We start from the raw sequence: 17,229 nt of genomic DNA on the forward strand, positions 1-17,229 counted from the left end.
GGGCGACCAGTAGGCCGCGTTCATCGAGCTGGTAGCCGGTCACCCGCGCAGACAGCTGCTGGGGAGCGATCAGCTGGGTGGAGCCGTATCCGGCACGCACTGCGGCCAGGACGCTCACCGTCGGCCTCGCGCACCGGCGAGCACCGTCGCCGCGACCACGAGTCCGGCCGCGCCAAGGGCGAGGACGCCGTGGTGCTGGGAGGCCCAGAGTTGGGGGCTGCGGTTGGTGGCGCGGTCGTCGAAGCTGCCGTGGGCGGTGTAGTCGTGTCCGCCCTTGCCGTCGGCGGGCTCCCAGAGGTTGGTGGGGTGGCCGGGGTCCTGGGGCCGGTCGTCCTGCTGGGAGGAGAAGCCGGTCCTGGCCAGGTAGCGGTCCAGCAGGCCCGGCGCGACGGCGTTGGCGATCAGGGTGCCCATGGTGCTTCCGCCGACCCAGTACTCACGGCGGCCGGGGTGGTCGGCGGCGTAGAGGACGGCGCGGGCGGCGACCTCGGGCTCGTAGATGGGCGGGACGGGCTGGGCTGGCTTGGGCAGACGGGACAGCACCCAGTCGAACTGCGGGGTGTTGACCGCGGGCATCTGCACCATCGTGGTGCGGATCCCGCTCTTGTCGTGGAGCAGTTCGCAGCGCAGGGCTTCGTGGAAGCCCTGGACGGCGTGCTTGGAACCGCAGTAGGCGGTCTGCAGCGGGATGCCCCGGTAGGCCAGGGCCGAGCCGACCTGGACGATCGTCCCGGCGTCGCGCGGCTTCATGCGCTTGAGGGCGGCCATGGTGCCGTAGACGTAGCCGAGGTAGTTGACCTCGGTCACCCGCTTGTACTCCTCCGCCGTGATCTCGGTGAACGGCGCGAACACGGAGGTGAAGGCGACGTTGACCCACACGTCGATCGGGCCGAACACGTCCTCGACGTGCGAGGCGGCGGCTTCGACCTGGTCGGGGTCGGCCATGTCGGTCGAGATGGCCAGGGCCTGGCCGCCTAGGCGCTCGACGTCGGCGCAGGCGCCGGCCAGGCCCGCCTCGCCCCGGGCGAGCAACGCGACCTTCGCGCCCCGGGCGGCGAAGGCCTGCGCGGTGGCACGTCCGATGCCGCCGCTGGCACCGGTGACGACGACGACCTGGGCGGCCTGGGGTGTACTGCTCATGGAATCTCCTTGGGTGGTCAGTGACCGGGCCACGGGGCGGCCAGGCGTTGCGCGGTTTCCAGCAGCAGGGCGTGGACGAAGGCCTGGGGCAGGTTGCCGCGCAGTTGGCGCTGGGTGATGTCGTACTCCTCCGCGAACAGGCCGGGGGTTCCGCAGGCTGCGCGGTTGCGTTCGAACCAGCGGTTGGCCTCGACCTCGCGGCCCTGCTGGTGCAGCGCCAGGCTGGTCATGAAGCCGCATAGCAGGAACGCTCCCTCGGCCTGCTCCAGCGGGCGTTCGTCCTGGCGGAAGCGGTAGACGAAGCCGTCGTCGCCCAACTCGTCCAGCACCGCGGCCAGGGTGGCGCGGGTGCGCGGGTCCTCGGCCGGAACAGCTCCGCGGACGGCGGGGATCAGCAGCGCCGCGTCCACGCGCTCGTCGCCCGGGGCGCGCTGCCAGCGCCCCGTGCGGTGCAGGCAGTCCTTGGTGGTGTCCGCCAGGACTTGGTCAGCCAGCGCGCTCCACTGCGCGCCCTGCGTCGCGGGCGCGTGCGCGGAGATCGCCCGCAGGCCGGCCACGCAGGCCAGCCGGGAGTGGGCCCAGCGCCGGTCCTCCAGTTCCCAGATGCCGGCGTCGGGGTCCTGGCCGCGTTCGACGATCGCTGCCACCGCGGTCTCCACCGCCCGCCAGTCCTCGCCGTCCAGCCGGTCGTGGGCGGCTGCGGCGGCGAACAGGGACAGCGCCTCCCCCAGGGCGTCGAGCTGGAACTGCCCGTTGACCCAGTTCCCGACCTTGTCCGCACCCCCGGGGTAGCCGGCCAGGTCGAGGCTGCGCTCGTCGGGGACCGGGCCGCCGGCCGCGGTGTAGGCCGGTTTGAGACCGGGCCCGTCCGCCAGGACCCGCTCGGCGACGAAGGCGACCGCGTTGTCCAGCAGCGGATGCGGGCCCACCGCGGCGACGGCCTGCCCGGCGTAGCACTGGTCCCGGATCCAGGCGTACCGGTAGTCGTAGTTGCGGCCCTGTTCGGCCCGCTCGGGCAGGCTGGTGGTGGCCCCGGCGACCATGCCGCCACCGCCGGCGGTCAGCCCGCGCATGACGGTGTAGGCGTGCCGGGCGTCGCGGTCCGCGATCGTCCCCGAGATCACCGGCACCTCCCGCCTCCATGCCTCCGCCGTAGCGGCCCACAGGGCGTCCGGATCCGGCGGCTCGTGCGGCAACGGCTGCTCGGAGAGCTCCAGGACCAGGTCGTGACAGCGGCCGTGCGCGACGGTGACGACCGTCTCCAGGCCGCCTTCCGCCCGCTCGGCCGCGTCCGGGGCGCCGGTCCAGCGCAGGTGCAGCGGTCCGCAGCGCGCCGTCCATAGCCCGTCCCGGCGCCGCAGCCTGCTCAGCTTGGAACGACCGAAACCGGCGCGCGGATCCAGGATCACGCGCACCTGGGTCTCACCGTCCACGGCGTGGACGCGCCGCAGGATCCTGGTGACCGCGGGGTCTCCGGGGAAGGCGAGGGCGTCGCGGCATTCCACCACCTGGGAGGTGGTGACCCAGCGGTTGCGCCAGATCAGCGACCCGTCCTCGTAGGAGCCGCCCCACACGAACGGCTCCTGCGCCGGGGTGACCGCGTAGGCGCCGTCGCCTCCGATCAGCGTGGAGAAGACGGCCTCCGCGTCCCATCGCGGAGCGCAGAGCCACGCGATGTCGCCGCGCGGACCGATCAGCGCACCGCGCTCCCCGTCCGCGATCAGCGCGTACTCCCGCAGCACGTGCAGGGGGAAGCGGGCCGTGTCCGGGGGGAGGGTGCCGTTGGTCATGGAATCGTCCGATCAATAGTTGCGCCCGAATCGCACCGTTCGTCCTGGGACGCTGACAGGCGGCTACCCCGCCGACGGGCTGCCACCCGGACCCATCTGGGATTTGTCCGAGCCGTACCCCAGAAGGGCCGGCCCTCAGGACCCGCGGTCATCAGCGTGACGCAGTGTCTGCCCCGACGGCGTAGCGGAAGTAGTCGGCTAGCTCCCGGTGCCCGCAGGCAGGGGCGATGACGTCCTGGGTGAGCACGGTCAGGGGGAATTCGATCGGCCCGTAGGTGCGCACGGGTGTCGTGCGGCGGAGCAGCGACAGGACGGCTTTCAGGGCCCAGGCAGGGATATGGGTGATGCGTTCGGGGTTGCCCGCGGCGTGGAAGGCTTCCTGGGCGATGCGCTCGTGGGTGAGCAGTTGCGGGCCGCCGAGTTCGAGGTGCCGGATGTCGGCGGTGAGCGCGTCGGCCGCGGCGCCGGCCACGTCGCTTCCGTCGATCGGGTTGATCCGGAAGCCGCCGTTGCCGAAGAGATAGACGCGGCCCCTGCGGGCCATGGCGAGGAAGTCGGTCATGTCGGAAAAGAAGCCGTTGGGGTACAGGATCGTAAAGTCCAGTCCGGAGCTTTCGAGTTCGACCTCGAAGGCTCGTTTGGCTCGGACGAGCTGGACCTTCTCCAGTCCGGGTGAGCGCACCACGGAGGTGTAGATGAACTTGCCAACGCCAGCTCTGCGGGCTTCGTAGAGCAGGTTGCGGTTGGCGTTGTAGTCCACGTCCCAGCAGGTTTTACCGCTCCGCCTGCCGACCAGTCCGATTGAGCTGAACACCACGTCGATGCCCTCGCAGCAGCCGACCAGTTGGGAGGGGTCGGTGGCGTCGGCCACGACGACCTCGTCCAGCGCCGGAACCACCAGGCGCAGCCGTTCGCGGTTGCGGGCCAACGCCCGGACCTGGTGGCCGCGTGCCTGGAGTGCCCGTACGACGTACTGGCCCAGGTATCCGCTGGCACCCGCCACAAGAACCTTCACCAGGTCCGCCTCCCTCGTTGTGATCGTTGACGGACGAAATGCGGTCAGGCCGGCTGATGTGGGCGTGGGGCGTGGTTCAGAGCCTCGCCCAGGGCTCGGCGCTGGGCAGGGGTGAGATCGCCCAGGAGTTGGTCGTCGTGCAGGCCGACCTGGCGCAACAGGTCGTGACAGGTGAGCCAGTCCACCTGGGGTACGGCGCGCAGCAGCGCGCCCAACGGCAGGGCGGCCGCGGCCCGGTCGCCCTGCCGGGCGTGGATCAGGATCAACGCCAAGGCGGGCAGGCCCCCGTGGGTGACCTCGGCCAACAGAATACTCCGGATCCGGCGCTCGTCCCCCGGACCTGGCACGTGGTGATCAGCGATGGTCGTGGCCATAGCGCGGCTCCCTCGAATCGTGGGGCGTACAGCTGGTGCGCTCCGTGCTTCCATGCTCCCCCAAGTCTACCTCCTGACAAGTGTTGTCGTATGCAATACTTTCGGTCATGCCAAACACTGCAGCTCAGGAGCCTGGGCCCACCGAAGAGGAGATACAGGCCTTCCAGCGGGCGACACGGGACCTGATCGGTGTCGCCCTGCACAGCCTGGACGCGGCCGGGCAGGGCGTGTCGTTGGCGCAGATGCGGGTGCTGCTGGCCCTGCGCGATCTGGGACGCTGCCCCTCCTCGAAGGTCGCTCGCGCCCTCGGCCTGGGCCCCTCGTCGGTCACGCGCCTGGCCGAGCGGCTGGTCGCCTCGGGGCATGTGGTACGCGGCACGGACGCGCACCACCGCAGCATGGTCACCCTGGAACTGACCGACCGGGGCACCACCGTGGTGCAGGGTGTCCTGGCGTGGCGGCACGCGGAATTCGCACGGATCCTGTCGCAGATCGACCCGGTGCTGCGCGAGCACGCCGCCCGGGCCCTGAGCCAGTTCCACACGGTGGTCGGCGAGGCGTACGCCTCCGAGCTCCCCGGACCGATGCCGCTGTGAGCGGGAAGGCGGCGCACAGCGTCGCGCACCTCGGGGACTTCACCGTGACCCCGCGGATGCTGAAGATCGCCGCCTTGGCGCTGCCGGTCGGCGCGGCCGGAGCGGTCGCGGCCCTGGGACTGTTGCGGCTGATCGGCCTGGTCACCAACCTGGTGTTCTACCAGCGGTGGAACGCCTCGCTGGTCGCACCGGGGCTGGTGCACCACCCGTGGTGGCTGGTGCTGTCCGCCCCGGTCGCCGGCGGTCTGGCGGTGGGGCTGATGGCCCGCTACGGGTCGGAGAAGATCCGCGGCCACGGCATGCCCGAGGCGATCGAGGCCATCCTGACCGGCGGCAGCCGCGTCGCCCCCAAGGTCGCCGTCCTGAAACCGATATCCGCCGCGATCAGCATCGGCACGGGAGGTCCGTTCGGCGCCGAGGGCCCGATCATCATGACCGGCGGCGCGATCGGCTCCATGCTCGCCCAACTGCTGCACCTGACCGCGGACGAACGCAAGACCCTGCTGGTCGCCGGCGCCTCCGCCGGGATGGCCGCCACCTTCAACTCGCCCCTGGCCGCGGTACTGCTCGCGGTCGAGCTGCTGTTGTTCGAGTGGCGCCCGCGCAGCTTCGTCCCCGTGGCCGCCTCGGTCGCCGTGGCCACCGTGTGCCGGGGGCTCCTGCTCGGCACCGCACCCGTCTTCCCGGTGACCACGACCGGCCTGCACCTGACCGCCCCGGTCGAGGTCCTGGCCGCGGTGGTCGGGCTGACCGGCGGGGCGCTGGCGGTCGGTGCGACCTGGCTGGTCTACCGGGCCGAGGACGCCTTCGCGAAAATCCCCTTCCACTGGATGTGGTGGCCCGCCATCGGAGGCGCGGTCATCGGTCTGGGCGGACTGGTCGAACCCCGCGCACTGGGCGTCGGCTACGACGTCATCGACCAGCTCCTGACCGGGCGCGCCGCACTCTCCCTGATCATCGGCATCCTCGTGGTCAAGACCCTGATCTGGTCCCTGTCCCTGGGCTCGGGCACCTCCGGCGGGGTCCTGGCCCCCGTCTTCATGATCGGCGGGGCGCTCGGCGCCTGGGAGGGCATGCTCTTCCCCACCGTGATTCCCGGCTTCTGGGCCATGTGCGGACTGGCCGCCGTCGTCGGCGGCGTCATGCGCTCACCGTTGACCGGCGTCGTCTTCACCCTCGAACTCACCCACGCCTGGGGCGCGATGCTGCCCCTGCTGATCGCCTCCACCGCCGCCTACGCGCTGTCCGCCCTGGTCCTCAAACGCTCCGTCCTGACCGAGAAGATCGCCCGCCGCGGCCTGCACCTGACCCGCGAATACTCCACCGACCCGCTGGAGACCTTCTTCGTCCACGAGGTCATGCACCGCTCCCCCGTCACCCTGGGCGCCGACCAGGTCCTCGACAGCGCGCTCCTGGACCGGCTGGCCCGGAACCCGGCTGCCCGGCGGCAGGCCCACATCCCGGTCCTGGGCCCCGACGGACCGATCGGGGTGACCACCATGCGCCGCCTGCACGTGCACGCCGACAGCGCCCTGGTCGCGGTGGCCGGGCACACCGCCCGACCGCTGCAGGCCACCGCCCGCACCCACAACACTCTGCGGCAGGTCGCCTACCTGTTCGCCGAACACCGCCTCACCAGCGCACCCGTCGTCGACGCGGAGGGACGGGTCGTGGGCCTGATCGCCCTGCCCGACCTGCTTCACGCCCGCCGACACGACCTCACCGAGGAACACCACCGCCAGCGCCTGCTGCCCAACCCCACCCTGCCTCCCGACTCCGCCTCCACAGCGACCAGCAGCACGTCCGGAGCCGGCAGCGTGGCGTAGCCGCCGGGCCGGTACGCCCGGTCCCTCCGTCCGTCCGGTTCGTCCCGGACCGGCCGCGCAACCTCGTACCCGGCCCGCACCACCCTGTCGCTCCGCTCCTTCCCGCCTGCCCCCGGAGTCCGCCCATGCTCCCGCGTCCCGTCCCCGACATCGCCGCCGACCTGCGCGAGGCCCTGCACACCGCCGACATCCCCCGGCTGCGGGACCTGTTCCACCCCCGGGTCCACTGGGCCTCCACCGGCCCCGGCGAACTCGCCCGCCACGGCCGCGCCTCCGCCCTGACCTGGTACCGAGTGCGCTACGACCAAGGAGTGCGCACCCGCGCCCAGGAAACCCTCAGCCTGCCCGCCGCCATCATCCTGGCCCTGCACATCACCGACCCCACCACCGGGGACGCCCAGCCCGACCTCTACTACCGGGTGTTCCACCTGCACGGCGGCCAGATCGCCCACATCCGCGACTACACCGACCGCGCCCACGCCCTGGAAGCCGCCACTCGTACCCCACTCGTCACCCTCCCACGCACCACTGACATCCAGCGCACCCCCGCACCGGTCCCCTCACCTGACGCCACCCGGTGAGCATCTACGCCGGGCCGCCCGCGTTCACCCTGCAGCGGGCGCTAACCGGCTGGCACACCGCACCGTCTCCTCGGCGTGCCGCGCCCCGGACGGGCACCGAAACCGGCTGGTTGTGATGTCCTTGGAGTCGATGGACATGGAAAGACAGAACGAACGGCTCCGAGGTACCGGCGGCACGGGCGGCTTGGAGTGCCTGATGGCTGCCGTGGCCCTGGGCGACCGTGACGCGTTCGCAGAGCTCTACACCACCGTTTTCCCATTGGTACGAGCGGGCGCGGTGCGCGTGATGCGTGACCGGGGCCTCGCTGAGGAAGTCGCGCAGGAGGTGATAGCGGAACTGTGGACGACGGCGGAGCGCTACCGCCCCGAGCGCGGCAGCATGATCGGGTGGGCTCTGCTCATCGCGCACCGCCGCGCCGTGGACCGGCTGCGCCAGCACCAGGCCGGTGTACGGCGCGATCTGCTCGCCGCAAGCCGGGATCACCGCCCGGCCCACGACAGCGTCCTGGAACAGGTAGAGGAGCACCTAGAGCACCAGGAGGTGCGCCGATGCCTGGTGGAGCTGTCCCCTTGCCGGCGCCAGTCCCTGGAGCTGGCCTTCTATCAGGAGCGCACCCACGCCCAGGCCGCGGATCTTCTCGGCATCCCGGTGGGCACGTTCAAATCCCGTGTCCGGGACAGTCTGAGTCAGCTACGTCGCCAGCTGGCTGAGAAGGAGTCGCCCAGGGCGCGACCGGCAGTGTCCTCAGGCGGAACAACTCCGTCAGCAGACACCGAAGCACTCGGCGGTGCGTAAACCCACCGCGGAGCCTGGGCCACTGGTTTGCAGCCCTCGCTCCGGGGCCTGGCAGGTCAGAAGTCCGCCGAGAGGACCCTGGCCCGCCTACAAGGCGATGCACAGACCCCCCAACCAGAGACCCGCGTCGCTCGTAGCCTCCTCACTCTTACCCACCGCCACCTCGACTGCTCCGAGGATGCCGCCGGACTGGGCAAATGGCAGGAGCCCACATCGGTCGTGCGACAACGGCCATGCATGTGACCACCTTTCCTCCTGTTGCTGGGTAGAAGACAGAGTTATGCTCCGGGTAACGCCCCAGACCCGGCGGGACCCGCTCGACTCCGTCAGCCGGGGGCGCGCGCTGGGTGCTGCCCTTGTGGGCCCGGCGTAACGGTTCCCTGGCCACAGCAGGAACCGAGGCTCCCATGCCCTGCCCGGACACTTGTCGTTGACCGCGTCGACCAGGGCGACCGCACGGTGGTCACCTTGTCCGGCGAGATCGACATGGACGACCTGCCCGCGCTGCGATCGCTGATACAGGACTGTCTTCGCGCGGGAATACGCGTGATCGATGCGGACGTGTCCGCGCTGACCTTCTGCGACGTCATCGGACTCAACTTCCTCCTTGCTGCCCGGGACCGCACCGCGGGCGCCGAACTGCGCCTGCACGACCCGGGACCGGCCGTGATCCGCCTCCTGGACCTGACCGGGACTCGCGCTCACCCCAACGGAGCGTCGATCGTGCCTGCCGACGTCATGCCGCCGTCACGGCTGTGCCGCGGGTGGGGCGGACGTCACCTCGGGTGACTGTCGGCCGGGAGGTCCCGATGCAAGGCAGCGTCACCGGACTCGCGTTGTCCGGTCCGACCGCCATGAGCGCCTGACGGGGACTCCCCGCGGCGGCTGGACGTCACTCCCGGGTACCAGGAGACGCTTCGCGTCATCGGGCTCGGGTATCTTGACCCGGCGGCGCCACGAGAGGCGCCGCCAGAGCAGGCCGGATGGGAAGGGCGAGGGTGAGGGTGAGCGCGGTGGTGGATTTCCCCGGCGGTACGCGCGGCGACGGCCTGCCCGCGGTGCTCTCCGACGCCCGCCGTCTGGCGGCGGTACGGGCCACCGGGTTGCTGGACACCGGGCCAGAGGACGCGTTCGACGACCTGGCCCAGGTCGCGGCCGCCGTCGCCGGAGTGGACCGGGCCTTCATCACCCTGGTCGACGACCGCCGCTCGTTCTGGAAGTCCTGCGTCGGAGTGGACGCCACCGACCTGGCCGACCGGCAGAACCCCGCCCACGAGAGCTTCTGCTACTTCGTCGTCGGCCTGGGCGACCGCTTCGTGGTCGCCGACGTGGCAAACGACCCGCGTACCCGTGAGCACCCCTCGGTGGGACCGATGAAGATCGGCGCCTGGGCCGGGTGCCCGATCCTGGCACCCGGCGGCGAGGTGCTGGGCAGCTTCTGCGTCATCGACGAAACCCCGCACCCCTGGGAGCCGGCCGAGCTGGCGACCCTGGGGACCCTGGCCCGGTCGGTCGGCAACGAGATCCACCTGCGCCAGTCCCTGGCCACCTCCCAAGCGGCCCTCCACGTCTCGGACCAGCTCGCGCGCAGCCTGCAGGACAGCTTCCTGCCCCCGGCCCTGCGCCCGGTCCCGGGCCTGGAGGCCGCCGCCTCCTACCTGGCCGCCACCAGCGTCGGCAAGGGCACGGTGGTCGGCGACTTCTACGACCTCCACCACGCCACCGGCCCCTGGTGGGCCGTCGTGATGGGCGACGTCTGCGGCAAGGGCGTGGAAGCCGCCAAGGTCACCTCGCTGGCCCGCTACACCCTGCGCGCCGACGCCGGCGACCACCTCTCCCCCGCGGTGATCCTGGACCGGCTCAACAGCGCGATGATCGACCAGCGCAGCACCCGGTTCCTGACCGCCGCCTACGCCACCTTCCGCACCACCCCCACCGGCGTCAGCGGCACCCTGTGCTTGGGCGGCCACCCCCCGGCCCTGGTGCGCCGCGCGGACGGTCAGGTCGAACCGCTCGGCGTCCCCGGGACCCTGTTGGGAGTGCTGCCCGAGGTGCACCTGACCGACACGGGATTTCATCTGGCCCCCGGCGACCTGGTCCTGCTCTACACCGACGGTGCCACCGAGGCCCACCCCCGACCCGAGGCCCGGGGACCGCGCGGGATGTTCGGAGAGGACGGACTCGCACGCGCCCTGTCAGCCACCCACGGTCTCGACCCGGCCGACACCATCGCCCACATCGCCGCCGCCCTGTCCGCCCACAGCAACGGCTGGGCCAGCGACGACACCGCGCTCCTGGCCATGCGCGCACCCCTCGCCGGCTGACCGGCCGGCCCGCGGCGCACGGGACCTGCGGCTGCCCACTGGTCGTGGACCTCCCTGACCTGGGCACGGCGCCTAGACCCTCCTCGGCCTGCTCCTGACCAGGGTCGGGACCCACGGCCTCGCCCTGGTGGGCCCGCTGCCCCGCTCCTTCGCCGGCCGCCTGGCCACCACCGGCACAGAGGTGTTCTTCACCATCCTGCCCGACCTCACGACCGCACTCGCCAGCACCACCCGCTGACGCCCGTCGGCCTCGCGATCCACGGACCCCGACACGTCCACCGCAGCGGCAGCGTGCCCGACCACGGATCAGGCACGCAGCGATCCGGACCACTCTCCGAAACTCTCGACCAAACCGCCACCCCATCGGATCCGAATGCCCTTACAGAGGCTTGATCCCCCGCGCCCCGGACCCCGGCGCCCGGCTTCTTCCGTCGCTGACTCCGGCACACGACGCACCCTCACTACAGCGCCCGGCTTCGATCCTCGGAGCCGAGGGGCGGTGATCACCAGGGAGCGGCATACGGAGTCGTCATCAGAAGTCCGACCACCTGCACGTCCGGAGGAGAGCACGATGACGAACAAGACGAAGATATCCACCAGGGCCCTGGCGATGGCGGCCCCGGCAGTGCTGCTGGCCATCCCGCTGGCGTTCACCGCCTCGACCGCGAGCGCGCAGACCGCCGGCGGTACCACGTACATGGCGACGCTGAACCCGCTCAACCACGCCAGCGGCTCGGGCATGCTGATGCTCCAGCTGACCGGGAACAAGGCCGTGGTCACCGAGGACGTCAAGGGACTGGCGGCGACCTTCATGAAGGCGCCGTTCCCGCACGTGCAGCACATCCACATCAACGGCATGGGCATGTGCCCGACCACCGCGGCGGACAAGAACGGCGACGGCGTCATCAGCACGACCGAGGGCGGGGCCGCCTACGGTGGGATCGGCACCACGCTGAGCCTGACCGGTGACACCAGCCCGGCCGCCGGCACCGACATCAAGATCGCGCCGTCCGGCGCGGCCTTCCACTACTCCCGCACCATCACCCTGGACGCGGCGACCGTGGCCTCGATCAAGGCCGGCAAGGCCGTCATCGTCGTCCACGGGCTGGACCCGACGACGCTGAGTGCCAAGGCCCAGGCCGAGCCCAGCGACCTCGTCCCCTCGCTGCCGCTGGCCGCGACCTCCCCGGCCCTGTGCGGGCCGCTGGCCGTCTCGCAGATGACCTCGGTTCCCGGCGGCTCGGTGAACACCGGCGGCGGCGGGACCTCCGGCCTCCAGGACCCATGGCTGTTCGCGGCCGGTGCGGGCCTCGCGGTGGCAGCCGGTGGAGCCCTGGTCCTGCGTCGACGGATCAGCGTAGAGAAGTAGACAGTCATGTCTCGTTTGACACGACTGTTCGGTAGCGGCCGCCGGCGCCTGCTGGCGTCGGCGGCCGCCGTCCTCCTGCTGGCATCGGGAGGGACGCTGGCCGTCGGCTTCTCCAGCCAGCAGCCCGCGCCCCAGCCGCCGGCCTCGGCCGGGCTCCCAGCCACCAGCCTCCCCGCTCCCGATCCGACCACAGCGCCCGCGGCCACCGCCGGCACGCCGAGCACGACAACCGGCCCGTCCGGCGTTCCGGCAGTACCCGTGCCGCCTTCGTCGGCTGTGCCGACCGCCCCGGCAGCGACTCCCGTCGCGATCAGCATCCCGGCGATCGGCGTGCACCACACGCTGCTGAAACTCGGTCAGAACCCCGACGGCACCCTGGAGGTACCGCCGCTGACCAACGTCGCCTTCCCCGGCTGGTACCGCAACTCACCGGCGCCCGGCCAGATCGGCCCCGCAGTCGTCGTCGGCCACATCGACGGCACCGGTGGAGTCAGGGGCGTCTTCTACGACCTCGGTGCGCTACGCCCCGGCGACACCGTGAGCATCAGCCGCAGCGACGGCACGGTGGCGGTGTTCCGGATCGACGGCGTCAACCGGTACCCCAAGGACGCCTTCCCCACCCTGACCGTCTACGGCAACACCACCAATGCCCAGCTCCGCCTGATCACCTGCAGCGGCCCGTTCGATCACGCCACCCAGCACTACCTCGACGACACCGTCGTCTACGCCACCCTCACCGGCACCCACCCGGCCTGATCACGCCTTCGCGAGGAGGAGACGATGAGCACCCGCCAACGGGCGAACACCCGAGCCCGACCGCAGGGCCCCCGACGGAACCACCGCGTGCGAAGCCTCGTAGCCGCATCCGCACTCACGGCGCTGGCGGCGGCCGGCTGCGCCTCGACGAACACCCCGACCCCCGCCACGACCGGTGCGCCGGCTCCCACCAGCGCGCCGTCGGCGCCGGGCACCGCCATGCCCCCCGGCATGTCGATGTCGCCGGGCATGCAGATGCCCGGCACGGCGACGCAGGCTGCCGGCCCGTCGGCGACCGCCGTGATGGTCTGCGGGACCGAGATCCAGCAGGACGTCACGAAGATCCTCGCCCTGGGTTCCAAGCCGGCCACGACCAGCAGCTGGGCCGACCACCTCTACACCTGCACCTACCACCTCCCGACCGGCCCCTTGGTGCTGTCGGTGAAGGAATCCCCCGACACTGCGACCGCGACCGCCTACTTCGACGCGCTCCGCAAGCAGTTGGGCGTCACCACGCCGCTGACCCCCGCCCAGTCCCTGGGCAACCCCGGGTACGAGTCCGCAGGCGGCACCACCGTCGTCCTCAAGGACGGCAAGACCCTGCGGGTCGACGCCACCGGCATGCCAGCCGCCTCCGGCCCGAACCAGCTCTCCCGCTCCGACCTGTCCTACGAGATCGCCACCGACATCCTCGGCTGCTGGAGCGAATAGCCGCACAGCCCGAGCCACCGCGCAGACAAGGACAGCGACATGCCCAGACTCCCGACCCGAATCGTGCTCCCGGCAGCCGTACTCCTGCTGGCCGTCGGCGGCTGCTCCTCAACGGCCACCACAACCGCACCCGCCCCGACGACGGCCGCGGGTACCCAGAGCGCCCCGAGCTCCACCCCCGCCCCGGCTGCCGCACAGATCGTGATCCACGGCTTCGCCTTCAGCCCGACGGACCTCACCGTCCGCCCCGGGCAGACCGTGACCGTCGTCAACCACGACTCCACCACCCACACCCTGACCAGCTCCGGCGGAAAGTTCGACACCGGACCCGTCAGTCCCGGCAAGTCCGCGACGTTCACCGCACCCGCCACCGCCGGCGCCTACCCCTACGTGTGCACCATCCACGCGTCCATGCACGGCACGCTGACGGTCGGGTAGGCCCCCTCATGGCTACCGCACCCGTCGTGTTGCGGAGCCCCGCGGCCGCGGGCCTCGCGGTCGACGCCTCCATCCATCTGGCTCTGGCCCACCGGTACTCCCCAGTCGCCTCCTCGGTCGTCAGCGAGGGCGCACTGTTCCGCGTCGAGGCCGTCGCCGCCGTTCTCGCGGCGCTGCTCGTGGTGTTCTGGCGGCACCGGGCCGGCGACGCCTTCGCCTGGGTGACCGCCGCCGCGGGCCTCGCGGCAATCCTGCTCTACCGCTACGCCGACCCCGGAGCCCTCGGCCCGCTACCGGACATGTACGAACCCGTCTGGTTCGCCGACAAGGTCTGGGCCGTGATCGGCCAGGCCGCCGCTCTGGCCGCGCTGACGCCACTGGTCGTCGTGCCGCGACTCCTCCTGGCGCGCCACGCCCCCGACGGGCACCCGGCACCGCCCGCCAGCACCAGGCGAAAGTGATGGCCGCCCTGAACGGCCGCCCCGCGACCGTGACCCGCCGACACCTCCAGATCGCCCTGGGCGTGCTCTGGCTGCTGGACGGAGCACTCCAACTGCAGCCATACATGTTCACCGAAGGCTTCGCCCACCAGATCCTCGACCCCGCCGCCACCGGACAGCCCGCCGCCGTCGCCGCCGCCGTGCACTGGGCCGCGCACATGATCGCCGCCGCACCCGTCCTACTGAACACGGGATTCGCCCTCGGCCAGCTCCTGCTCGGGGCCGCACTGCTGTGGGCACGCACGGCACGCTGGGCACTGGCCGCCTCCATCGCCTGGGCCCTGGCGGTGTGGCTCTTCGGGGAGGGGCTGGGCGGCCTGGCCGGCGGCCACACGCTCCTGCTCACCGGGGCGCCCGGAGCCGTACTGCTCTACGCCCTGGCCGCGCTCCTGGCCTGGCCCGAACGCCTGACCCAGCAGGACGGACCAGCCAGACGGTGGCGTAGCAACGTCGCACCCTCCGCCTGGGCGGCAACGGCCTGGGCCGTGCTGTGGATCGGCGGAGCCCTGCTGCAGGTCCTGCCGGGCAACGGTGCCCTTCCGGCCGTCACCTCCGCGGCCGAGGAGGCACCGGGCCCACTGGCCTCACTGGACCGCGCGCTCACCTCCGCCCTGGCTGCGAACAGCACCGCCGTGACCGTCACCCTGGCCCTGGCGATGGCAGCGGTGGGCCTGGCGGCCCTGGCACCCCGGCCCTGGCGCACCGCGGCCGCGTGCGGCGGCATCGTCCTCGCCGTGCTCTTCTGGACGGTCGGCCAGGGCCTCGGCCTGCTCACCAGCGGCCAGTCCACCGACCCCGGCACCGGACCCCTGCTCGTCCTGCTCGCCGCCGCGGTGCTCAGCACCCGAACTGACGCGCTTCCGCGGACACCGTACCCCGGCACGGACGTCGGCGGCCCGACGGCCGACCGTGTGGGACGGAGCACGCCGGCCCCCTCGGACACGATCCCCACCTGACCGTGTCCAGGACCGGGTCCGTTGGGCGGATACGGGACTATTGTGTCCGTAGAACCACGTGCCAGTGCCGCTCGCGGTGCTGTTCCCGCTGCCCCAGACCCGGCTGCGTCGCAGACGACGGCTGAGGAGATCTGGATGTTCAGCACCAGGCAGACCAGCGCCGTGCCTCCCGAGGCACCGCCCCACCGGGAGCGGTCGTCACGGTTGCGCGCGTACCGGCACGACAGCAGCGAGCGGGGTACAGTCATCGCTCTGGTCGGGGAACTCGACCTGGACGCGACGGCGCTGCTCATCGGCTCCGTCGGGACCTGTCTGCGGTCAGGAGCGCGCGTCATCACCGTCGATCTGTCAGCTCTCACGTTCTGCGACATCGGTGGGCTGAATGCTTTCCTGGCCGCCGCCGGGTCGGCCGGCGCGGCGGGCGGACGCCTGCGGTTGGAGAACCCGACCCCGGCGGTGGCGCGTCTGTTCGCCCTCACCGGAACAGCCAACGCCCTGCTCGCGCCTGCGCCGCCGGTCCGAACTGCGCTCGCGGTCCCTCAGAACTGCCCGGATCTCGATGCCCGGTGATCAGCGACCGGATGGCCGAGGTCCTGCGCCTGCTCCGGTTGGCGGACGGGTCCGACGGAGTTGCCGACGTCACGAAGGCCGGCGCCCGCGCCCTGGCCGTGGACGGGTTGACGGTGTCGCTGGTGACCGGCGACCGGGCGGAGCTGGTGTGGTGCTCGCACGAGGCAGCACGGCAGTTCGAGGACCTGCAGCTCACCCTCGGCGAGGGCCCCGGCCCCGAGGCGGTGCGCAATGGTGCGATGGTGCTGGTGCCGGACCTGGTACGGGTGCGGCACGGGCGATGGCCGGCACTGATCATGGAGGCGCCCGACCTGGCGGCCCGTGCGGTCTTCTGCTTCCCGATGGGCATCGGCGCGATCCGGGTGGGCCTGCTGACCGCAATGCGCCTGGCCCCCGGTCCGCTGACCGACGAGCAGATCAGCGACGCCCAAATCCTGGCGAATGCCTTGACCTCGCGCGCCCTGGGCAGCGGGGAACCGCGCCTCGACGGGGCGGTTCCCGTGGACTCCCCGCACAGCCTGCAACACGCTGTCGTACACCAGGCCACCGGCATGGTCAGCGTGCAACTCGACCTGCCCCTGCCGCAGGCTCTGCTGCGCCTGCGCGCGCATGCTTACAGCAGTGGCCGCTCCATCACCGACATCTCCCATGACGTGGTCGCGCGACGACTGCGCCTGGAACACAACGGCAACGGTAACGGCACCCCGTCGCCCGGCTCAGACAAGGAATGATCGCCATGACCCGCGAACAGCAGCTCACCCAGGTCTTCGTGGAAGTCGCCGACTCCCTGATCGACGACTTCGACCTGATCGACTTCCTCCAGCGCCTGTCCGAACGCTGCGTGGAACTGCTGGACGTGTCCGCCTGCGGGGTCCTGCTCGCCGACGAGCACGACGTCCTCCAGGTCCTGGCCGCCTCGGACGAGCACACCAGGCTGCTGGAACTGTTCGCCCTGCAGCACGACCAGGGCCCCTGCGTGGAGTGCTACCAGAGCGGCCAGCCGCACACCAACATCAGTCTCGCCGACCCGCAAGTCGCCCTCCGATGGCCGCAGTTCGCCCCGGTCGCGCGCCAGTCGGGCTTCGTGTCCACCAACGCGATCCCACTGCGACTGCGTGGACGCGTCCTCGGTGCCCTGGGACTGTTCCAGGCCGAGGACAACGCCCTGAGCGAGGAGGACATCACCCTGGCCCAGGCACTGGCGGACGTGGCCACCATCGCGATCCTGCAGCAGCGCACCCTGGCCCACAGCGAACTGGAACGCGGACAGCTCCAGTACGCGCTCACCAGCCGCATCGTCCTGGAGCAAGTCAAGGGCATCCTCGCCGAGCGCTGGCAGGTCACCCCCGACGAAGCGTTCGCCGCCTTCCGCGGCTACGCCCGCTCCCACCACCACCAGCTCTCCGGCCTGGCCCGGATGATCGCCGACGGTGAGTTCGACACCGCCCAGATCCCGCACGGACCCCAAGAGCGGAACCCCCGCTGAC

19 protein-coding genes are annotated in these 17,229 nt (G+C 71.6%); 15 read left to right on the top strand and 4 right to left on the bottom strand.

What is annotated here, in order from left to right:
- Positions 1 to 114 precede the first annotated feature (114 nt).
- The 4 genes from ACEZDE_RS04030 to ACEZDE_RS04045 all read right to left on the bottom strand — a co-directional run bounded on the left by ACEZDE_RS04030 (position 115) and on the right by ACEZDE_RS04045 (position 4,319).
- Complete coding sequence (locus tag ACEZDE_RS04030) at positions 115 to 1,140, bottom strand: SDR family oxidoreductase (protein WP_380532165.1); 1,026 nt, start codon at positions 1,138 to 1,140, stop codon at positions 115 to 117.
- Between the two features lie 17 nt (positions 1,141 to 1,157).
- Positions 1,158 to 2,930 (bottom strand): glycoside hydrolase family 15 protein, encoded by a 1,773-nt coding sequence (locus ACEZDE_RS04035; protein ID WP_380532168.1) that lies wholly within the window; start codon positions 2,928 to 2,930, stop codon positions 1,158 to 1,160.
- Between the two features lie 151 nt (positions 2,931 to 3,081).
- Complete coding sequence (locus tag ACEZDE_RS04040) at positions 3,082 to 3,945, bottom strand: SDR family oxidoreductase (protein WP_380532171.1); 864 nt, start codon at positions 3,943 to 3,945, stop codon at positions 3,082 to 3,084.
- Positions 3,946 to 3,989: 44 nt separating this feature from the next.
- Positions 3,990 to 4,319, bottom strand: coding sequence for a hypothetical protein (locus ACEZDE_RS04045; protein ID WP_380532173.1), 330 nt, complete (start codon positions 4,317 to 4,319; stop codon positions 3,990 to 3,992).
- Between the two features lie 107 nt (positions 4,320 to 4,426).
- On the opposite strand from ACEZDE_RS04045, the gene ACEZDE_RS04050 reads away from it, so the two are divergent.
- The 15 genes from ACEZDE_RS04050 to ACEZDE_RS04120 all read left to right on the top strand — a co-directional run bounded on the left by ACEZDE_RS04050 (position 4,427) and on the right by ACEZDE_RS04120 (position 17,228).
- Positions 4,427 to 4,915: a MarR family winged helix-turn-helix transcriptional regulator gene (locus tag ACEZDE_RS04050; RefSeq protein ID WP_380532176.1), complete on the top strand. Its 489-nt coding sequence runs from the start codon at positions 4,427 to 4,429 to the stop codon at positions 4,913 to 4,915.
- A 56-nt stretch (positions 4,916 to 4,971) separates the two neighbouring features.
- Entirely contained in the window at positions 4,972 to 6,741 is a 1,770-nt protein-coding gene (locus tag ACEZDE_RS04055; protein ID WP_380532359.1) for a chloride channel protein, read from the top strand.
- A gap of 125 nt (positions 6,742 to 6,866) precedes the next feature.
- Positions 6,867 to 7,322, top strand: coding sequence for a hypothetical protein (locus ACEZDE_RS04060; protein ID WP_380532179.1), 456 nt, complete (start codon positions 6,867 to 6,869; stop codon positions 7,320 to 7,322).
- Positions 7,323 to 7,518: 196 nt separating this feature from the next.
- Entirely contained in the window at positions 7,519 to 8,118 is a 600-nt protein-coding gene (locus ACEZDE_RS04065) for a sigma-70 family RNA polymerase sigma factor (protein WP_380532182.1), read from the top strand.
- A 459-nt stretch (positions 8,119 to 8,577) separates the two neighbouring features.
- Complete coding sequence (locus tag ACEZDE_RS04070) at positions 8,578 to 8,907, top strand: STAS domain-containing protein (RefSeq protein ID WP_380532184.1); 330 nt, start codon at positions 8,578 to 8,580, stop codon at positions 8,905 to 8,907.
- 194 nt (positions 8,908 to 9,101) lie between these two features.
- Positions 9,102 to 10,442 (top strand): PP2C family protein-serine/threonine phosphatase, encoded by a 1,341-nt coding sequence (locus tag ACEZDE_RS04075; protein ID WP_380532187.1) that lies wholly within the window; start codon positions 9,102 to 9,104, stop codon positions 10,440 to 10,442.
- A gap of 571 nt (positions 10,443 to 11,013) precedes the next feature.
- A complete protein-coding gene (locus ACEZDE_RS04080; RefSeq protein WP_380532190.1) occupies positions 11,014 to 11,811 on the top strand; it encodes a hypothetical protein in 798 nt (265 codons plus the stop codon).
- A 6-nt stretch (positions 11,812 to 11,817) separates the two neighbouring features.
- Positions 11,818 to 12,567 carry a class F sortase gene (locus ACEZDE_RS04085; protein ID WP_380532193.1) on the top strand — a complete coding sequence of 250 codons (750 nt, stop codon included), beginning with the start codon at positions 11,818 to 11,820 and terminating at the stop codon, positions 12,565 to 12,567.
- A gap of 87 nt (positions 12,568 to 12,654) precedes the next feature.
- Entirely contained in the window at positions 12,655 to 13,278 is a 624-nt protein-coding gene (locus ACEZDE_RS04090) for a hypothetical protein (RefSeq protein ID WP_380532196.1), read from the top strand.
- A 39-nt stretch (positions 13,279 to 13,317) separates the two neighbouring features.
- Positions 13,318 to 13,716: a cupredoxin domain-containing protein gene (locus ACEZDE_RS04095; protein ID WP_380532199.1), complete on the top strand. Its 399-nt coding sequence runs from the start codon at positions 13,318 to 13,320 to the stop codon at positions 13,714 to 13,716.
- Between the two features lie 8 nt (positions 13,717 to 13,724).
- Positions 13,725 to 14,177, top strand: a complete 453-nt coding sequence (locus ACEZDE_RS04100) for a hypothetical protein (protein ID WP_380532202.1) — start codon at positions 13,725 to 13,727, stop codon at positions 14,175 to 14,177.
- Positions 14,177 to 15,172, top strand: a complete 996-nt coding sequence (locus ACEZDE_RS04105) for a hypothetical protein (RefSeq protein WP_380532205.1) — start codon at positions 14,177 to 14,179, stop codon at positions 15,170 to 15,172. The genes ACEZDE_RS04100 and ACEZDE_RS04105 overlap by 1 nt, the downstream gene beginning before the upstream one ends.
- Before the next feature lie 135 nt (positions 15,173 to 15,307).
- Positions 15,308 to 15,742 (top strand): STAS domain-containing protein, encoded by a 435-nt coding sequence (locus tag ACEZDE_RS04110; RefSeq protein ID WP_380532208.1) that lies wholly within the window; start codon positions 15,308 to 15,310, stop codon positions 15,740 to 15,742.
- An 11-nt stretch (positions 15,743 to 15,753) separates the two neighbouring features.
- Positions 15,754 to 16,473 (top strand): ANTAR domain-containing protein, encoded by a 720-nt coding sequence (locus ACEZDE_RS04115; protein ID WP_380532211.1) that lies wholly within the window; start codon positions 15,754 to 15,756, stop codon positions 16,471 to 16,473.
- A 5-nt stretch (positions 16,474 to 16,478) separates the two neighbouring features.
- The gene (locus ACEZDE_RS04120; RefSeq protein WP_380532214.1) at positions 16,479 to 17,228 is read left to right on the top strand and encodes a GAF domain-containing protein; all 750 of its coding nucleotides are present in this window, start codon (positions 16,479 to 16,481) and stop codon (positions 17,226 to 17,228) included.
- Position 17,229: the final 1 nt, after the last annotated feature.

This window comes from Streptacidiphilus cavernicola, from assembly GCF_042510955.1.
Classification (GTDB): Bacteria; Actinomycetota; Actinomycetes; order Streptomycetales; family Streptomycetaceae; genus Streptacidiphilus; species Streptacidiphilus cavernicola.

Excerpts from the sequence above, each read along its gene's own strand:
- ACEZDE_RS04030 (WP_380532165.1), bottom strand. The coding sequence starts at position 1,140 with ATGAGCAGTACACCCCAGGCCGCCCAGGTCGTCGTCGTCACCGGTGCC.
- ACEZDE_RS04035 (WP_380532168.1), bottom strand. The coding sequence starts at position 2,930 with ATGACCAACGGCACCCTCCCCCCGGACACGGCCCGCTTCCCCCTGCAC.
- ACEZDE_RS04045 (WP_380532173.1), bottom strand. The coding sequence starts at position 4,319 with ATGGCCACGACCATCGCTGATCACCACGTGCCAGGTCCGGGGGACGAG.
- ACEZDE_RS04050 (WP_380532176.1), top strand. The coding sequence starts at position 4,427 with ATGCCAAACACTGCAGCTCAGGAGCCTGGGCCCACCGAAGAGGAGATA.
- ACEZDE_RS04055 (WP_380532359.1), top strand. The coding sequence starts at position 4,972 with ATGCTGAAGATCGCCGCCTTGGCGCTGCCGGTCGGCGCGGCCGGAGCG.
- ACEZDE_RS04060 (WP_380532179.1), top strand. The coding sequence starts at position 6,867 with ATGCTCCCGCGTCCCGTCCCCGACATCGCCGCCGACCTGCGCGAGGCC.
- ACEZDE_RS04065 (WP_380532182.1), top strand. The coding sequence starts at position 7,519 with ATGGCTGCCGTGGCCCTGGGCGACCGTGACGCGTTCGCAGAGCTCTAC.
- ACEZDE_RS04075 (WP_380532187.1), top strand. The coding sequence starts at position 9,102 with ATGGGAAGGGCGAGGGTGAGGGTGAGCGCGGTGGTGGATTTCCCCGGC.
- ACEZDE_RS04080 (WP_380532190.1), top strand. The coding sequence starts at position 11,014 with ATGACGAACAAGACGAAGATATCCACCAGGGCCCTGGCGATGGCGGCC.
- ACEZDE_RS04085 (WP_380532193.1), top strand. The coding sequence starts at position 11,818 with ATGTCTCGTTTGACACGACTGTTCGGTAGCGGCCGCCGGCGCCTGCTG.
- ACEZDE_RS04095 (WP_380532199.1), top strand. The coding sequence starts at position 13,318 with ATGCCCAGACTCCCGACCCGAATCGTGCTCCCGGCAGCCGTACTCCTG.
- ACEZDE_RS04100 (WP_380532202.1), top strand. The coding sequence starts at position 13,725 with ATGGCTACCGCACCCGTCGTGTTGCGGAGCCCCGCGGCCGCGGGCCTC.
- ACEZDE_RS04105 (WP_380532205.1), top strand. The coding sequence starts at position 14,177 with ATGGCCGCCCTGAACGGCCGCCCCGCGACCGTGACCCGCCGACACCTC.
- ACEZDE_RS04110 (WP_380532208.1), top strand. The coding sequence starts at position 15,308 with ATGTTCAGCACCAGGCAGACCAGCGCCGTGCCTCCCGAGGCACCGCCC.
- ACEZDE_RS04115 (WP_380532211.1), top strand. The coding sequence starts at position 15,754 with ATGGCCGAGGTCCTGCGCCTGCTCCGGTTGGCGGACGGGTCCGACGGA.
- ACEZDE_RS04120 (WP_380532214.1), top strand. The coding sequence starts at position 16,479 with ATGACCCGCGAACAGCAGCTCACCCAGGTCTTCGTGGAAGTCGCCGAC.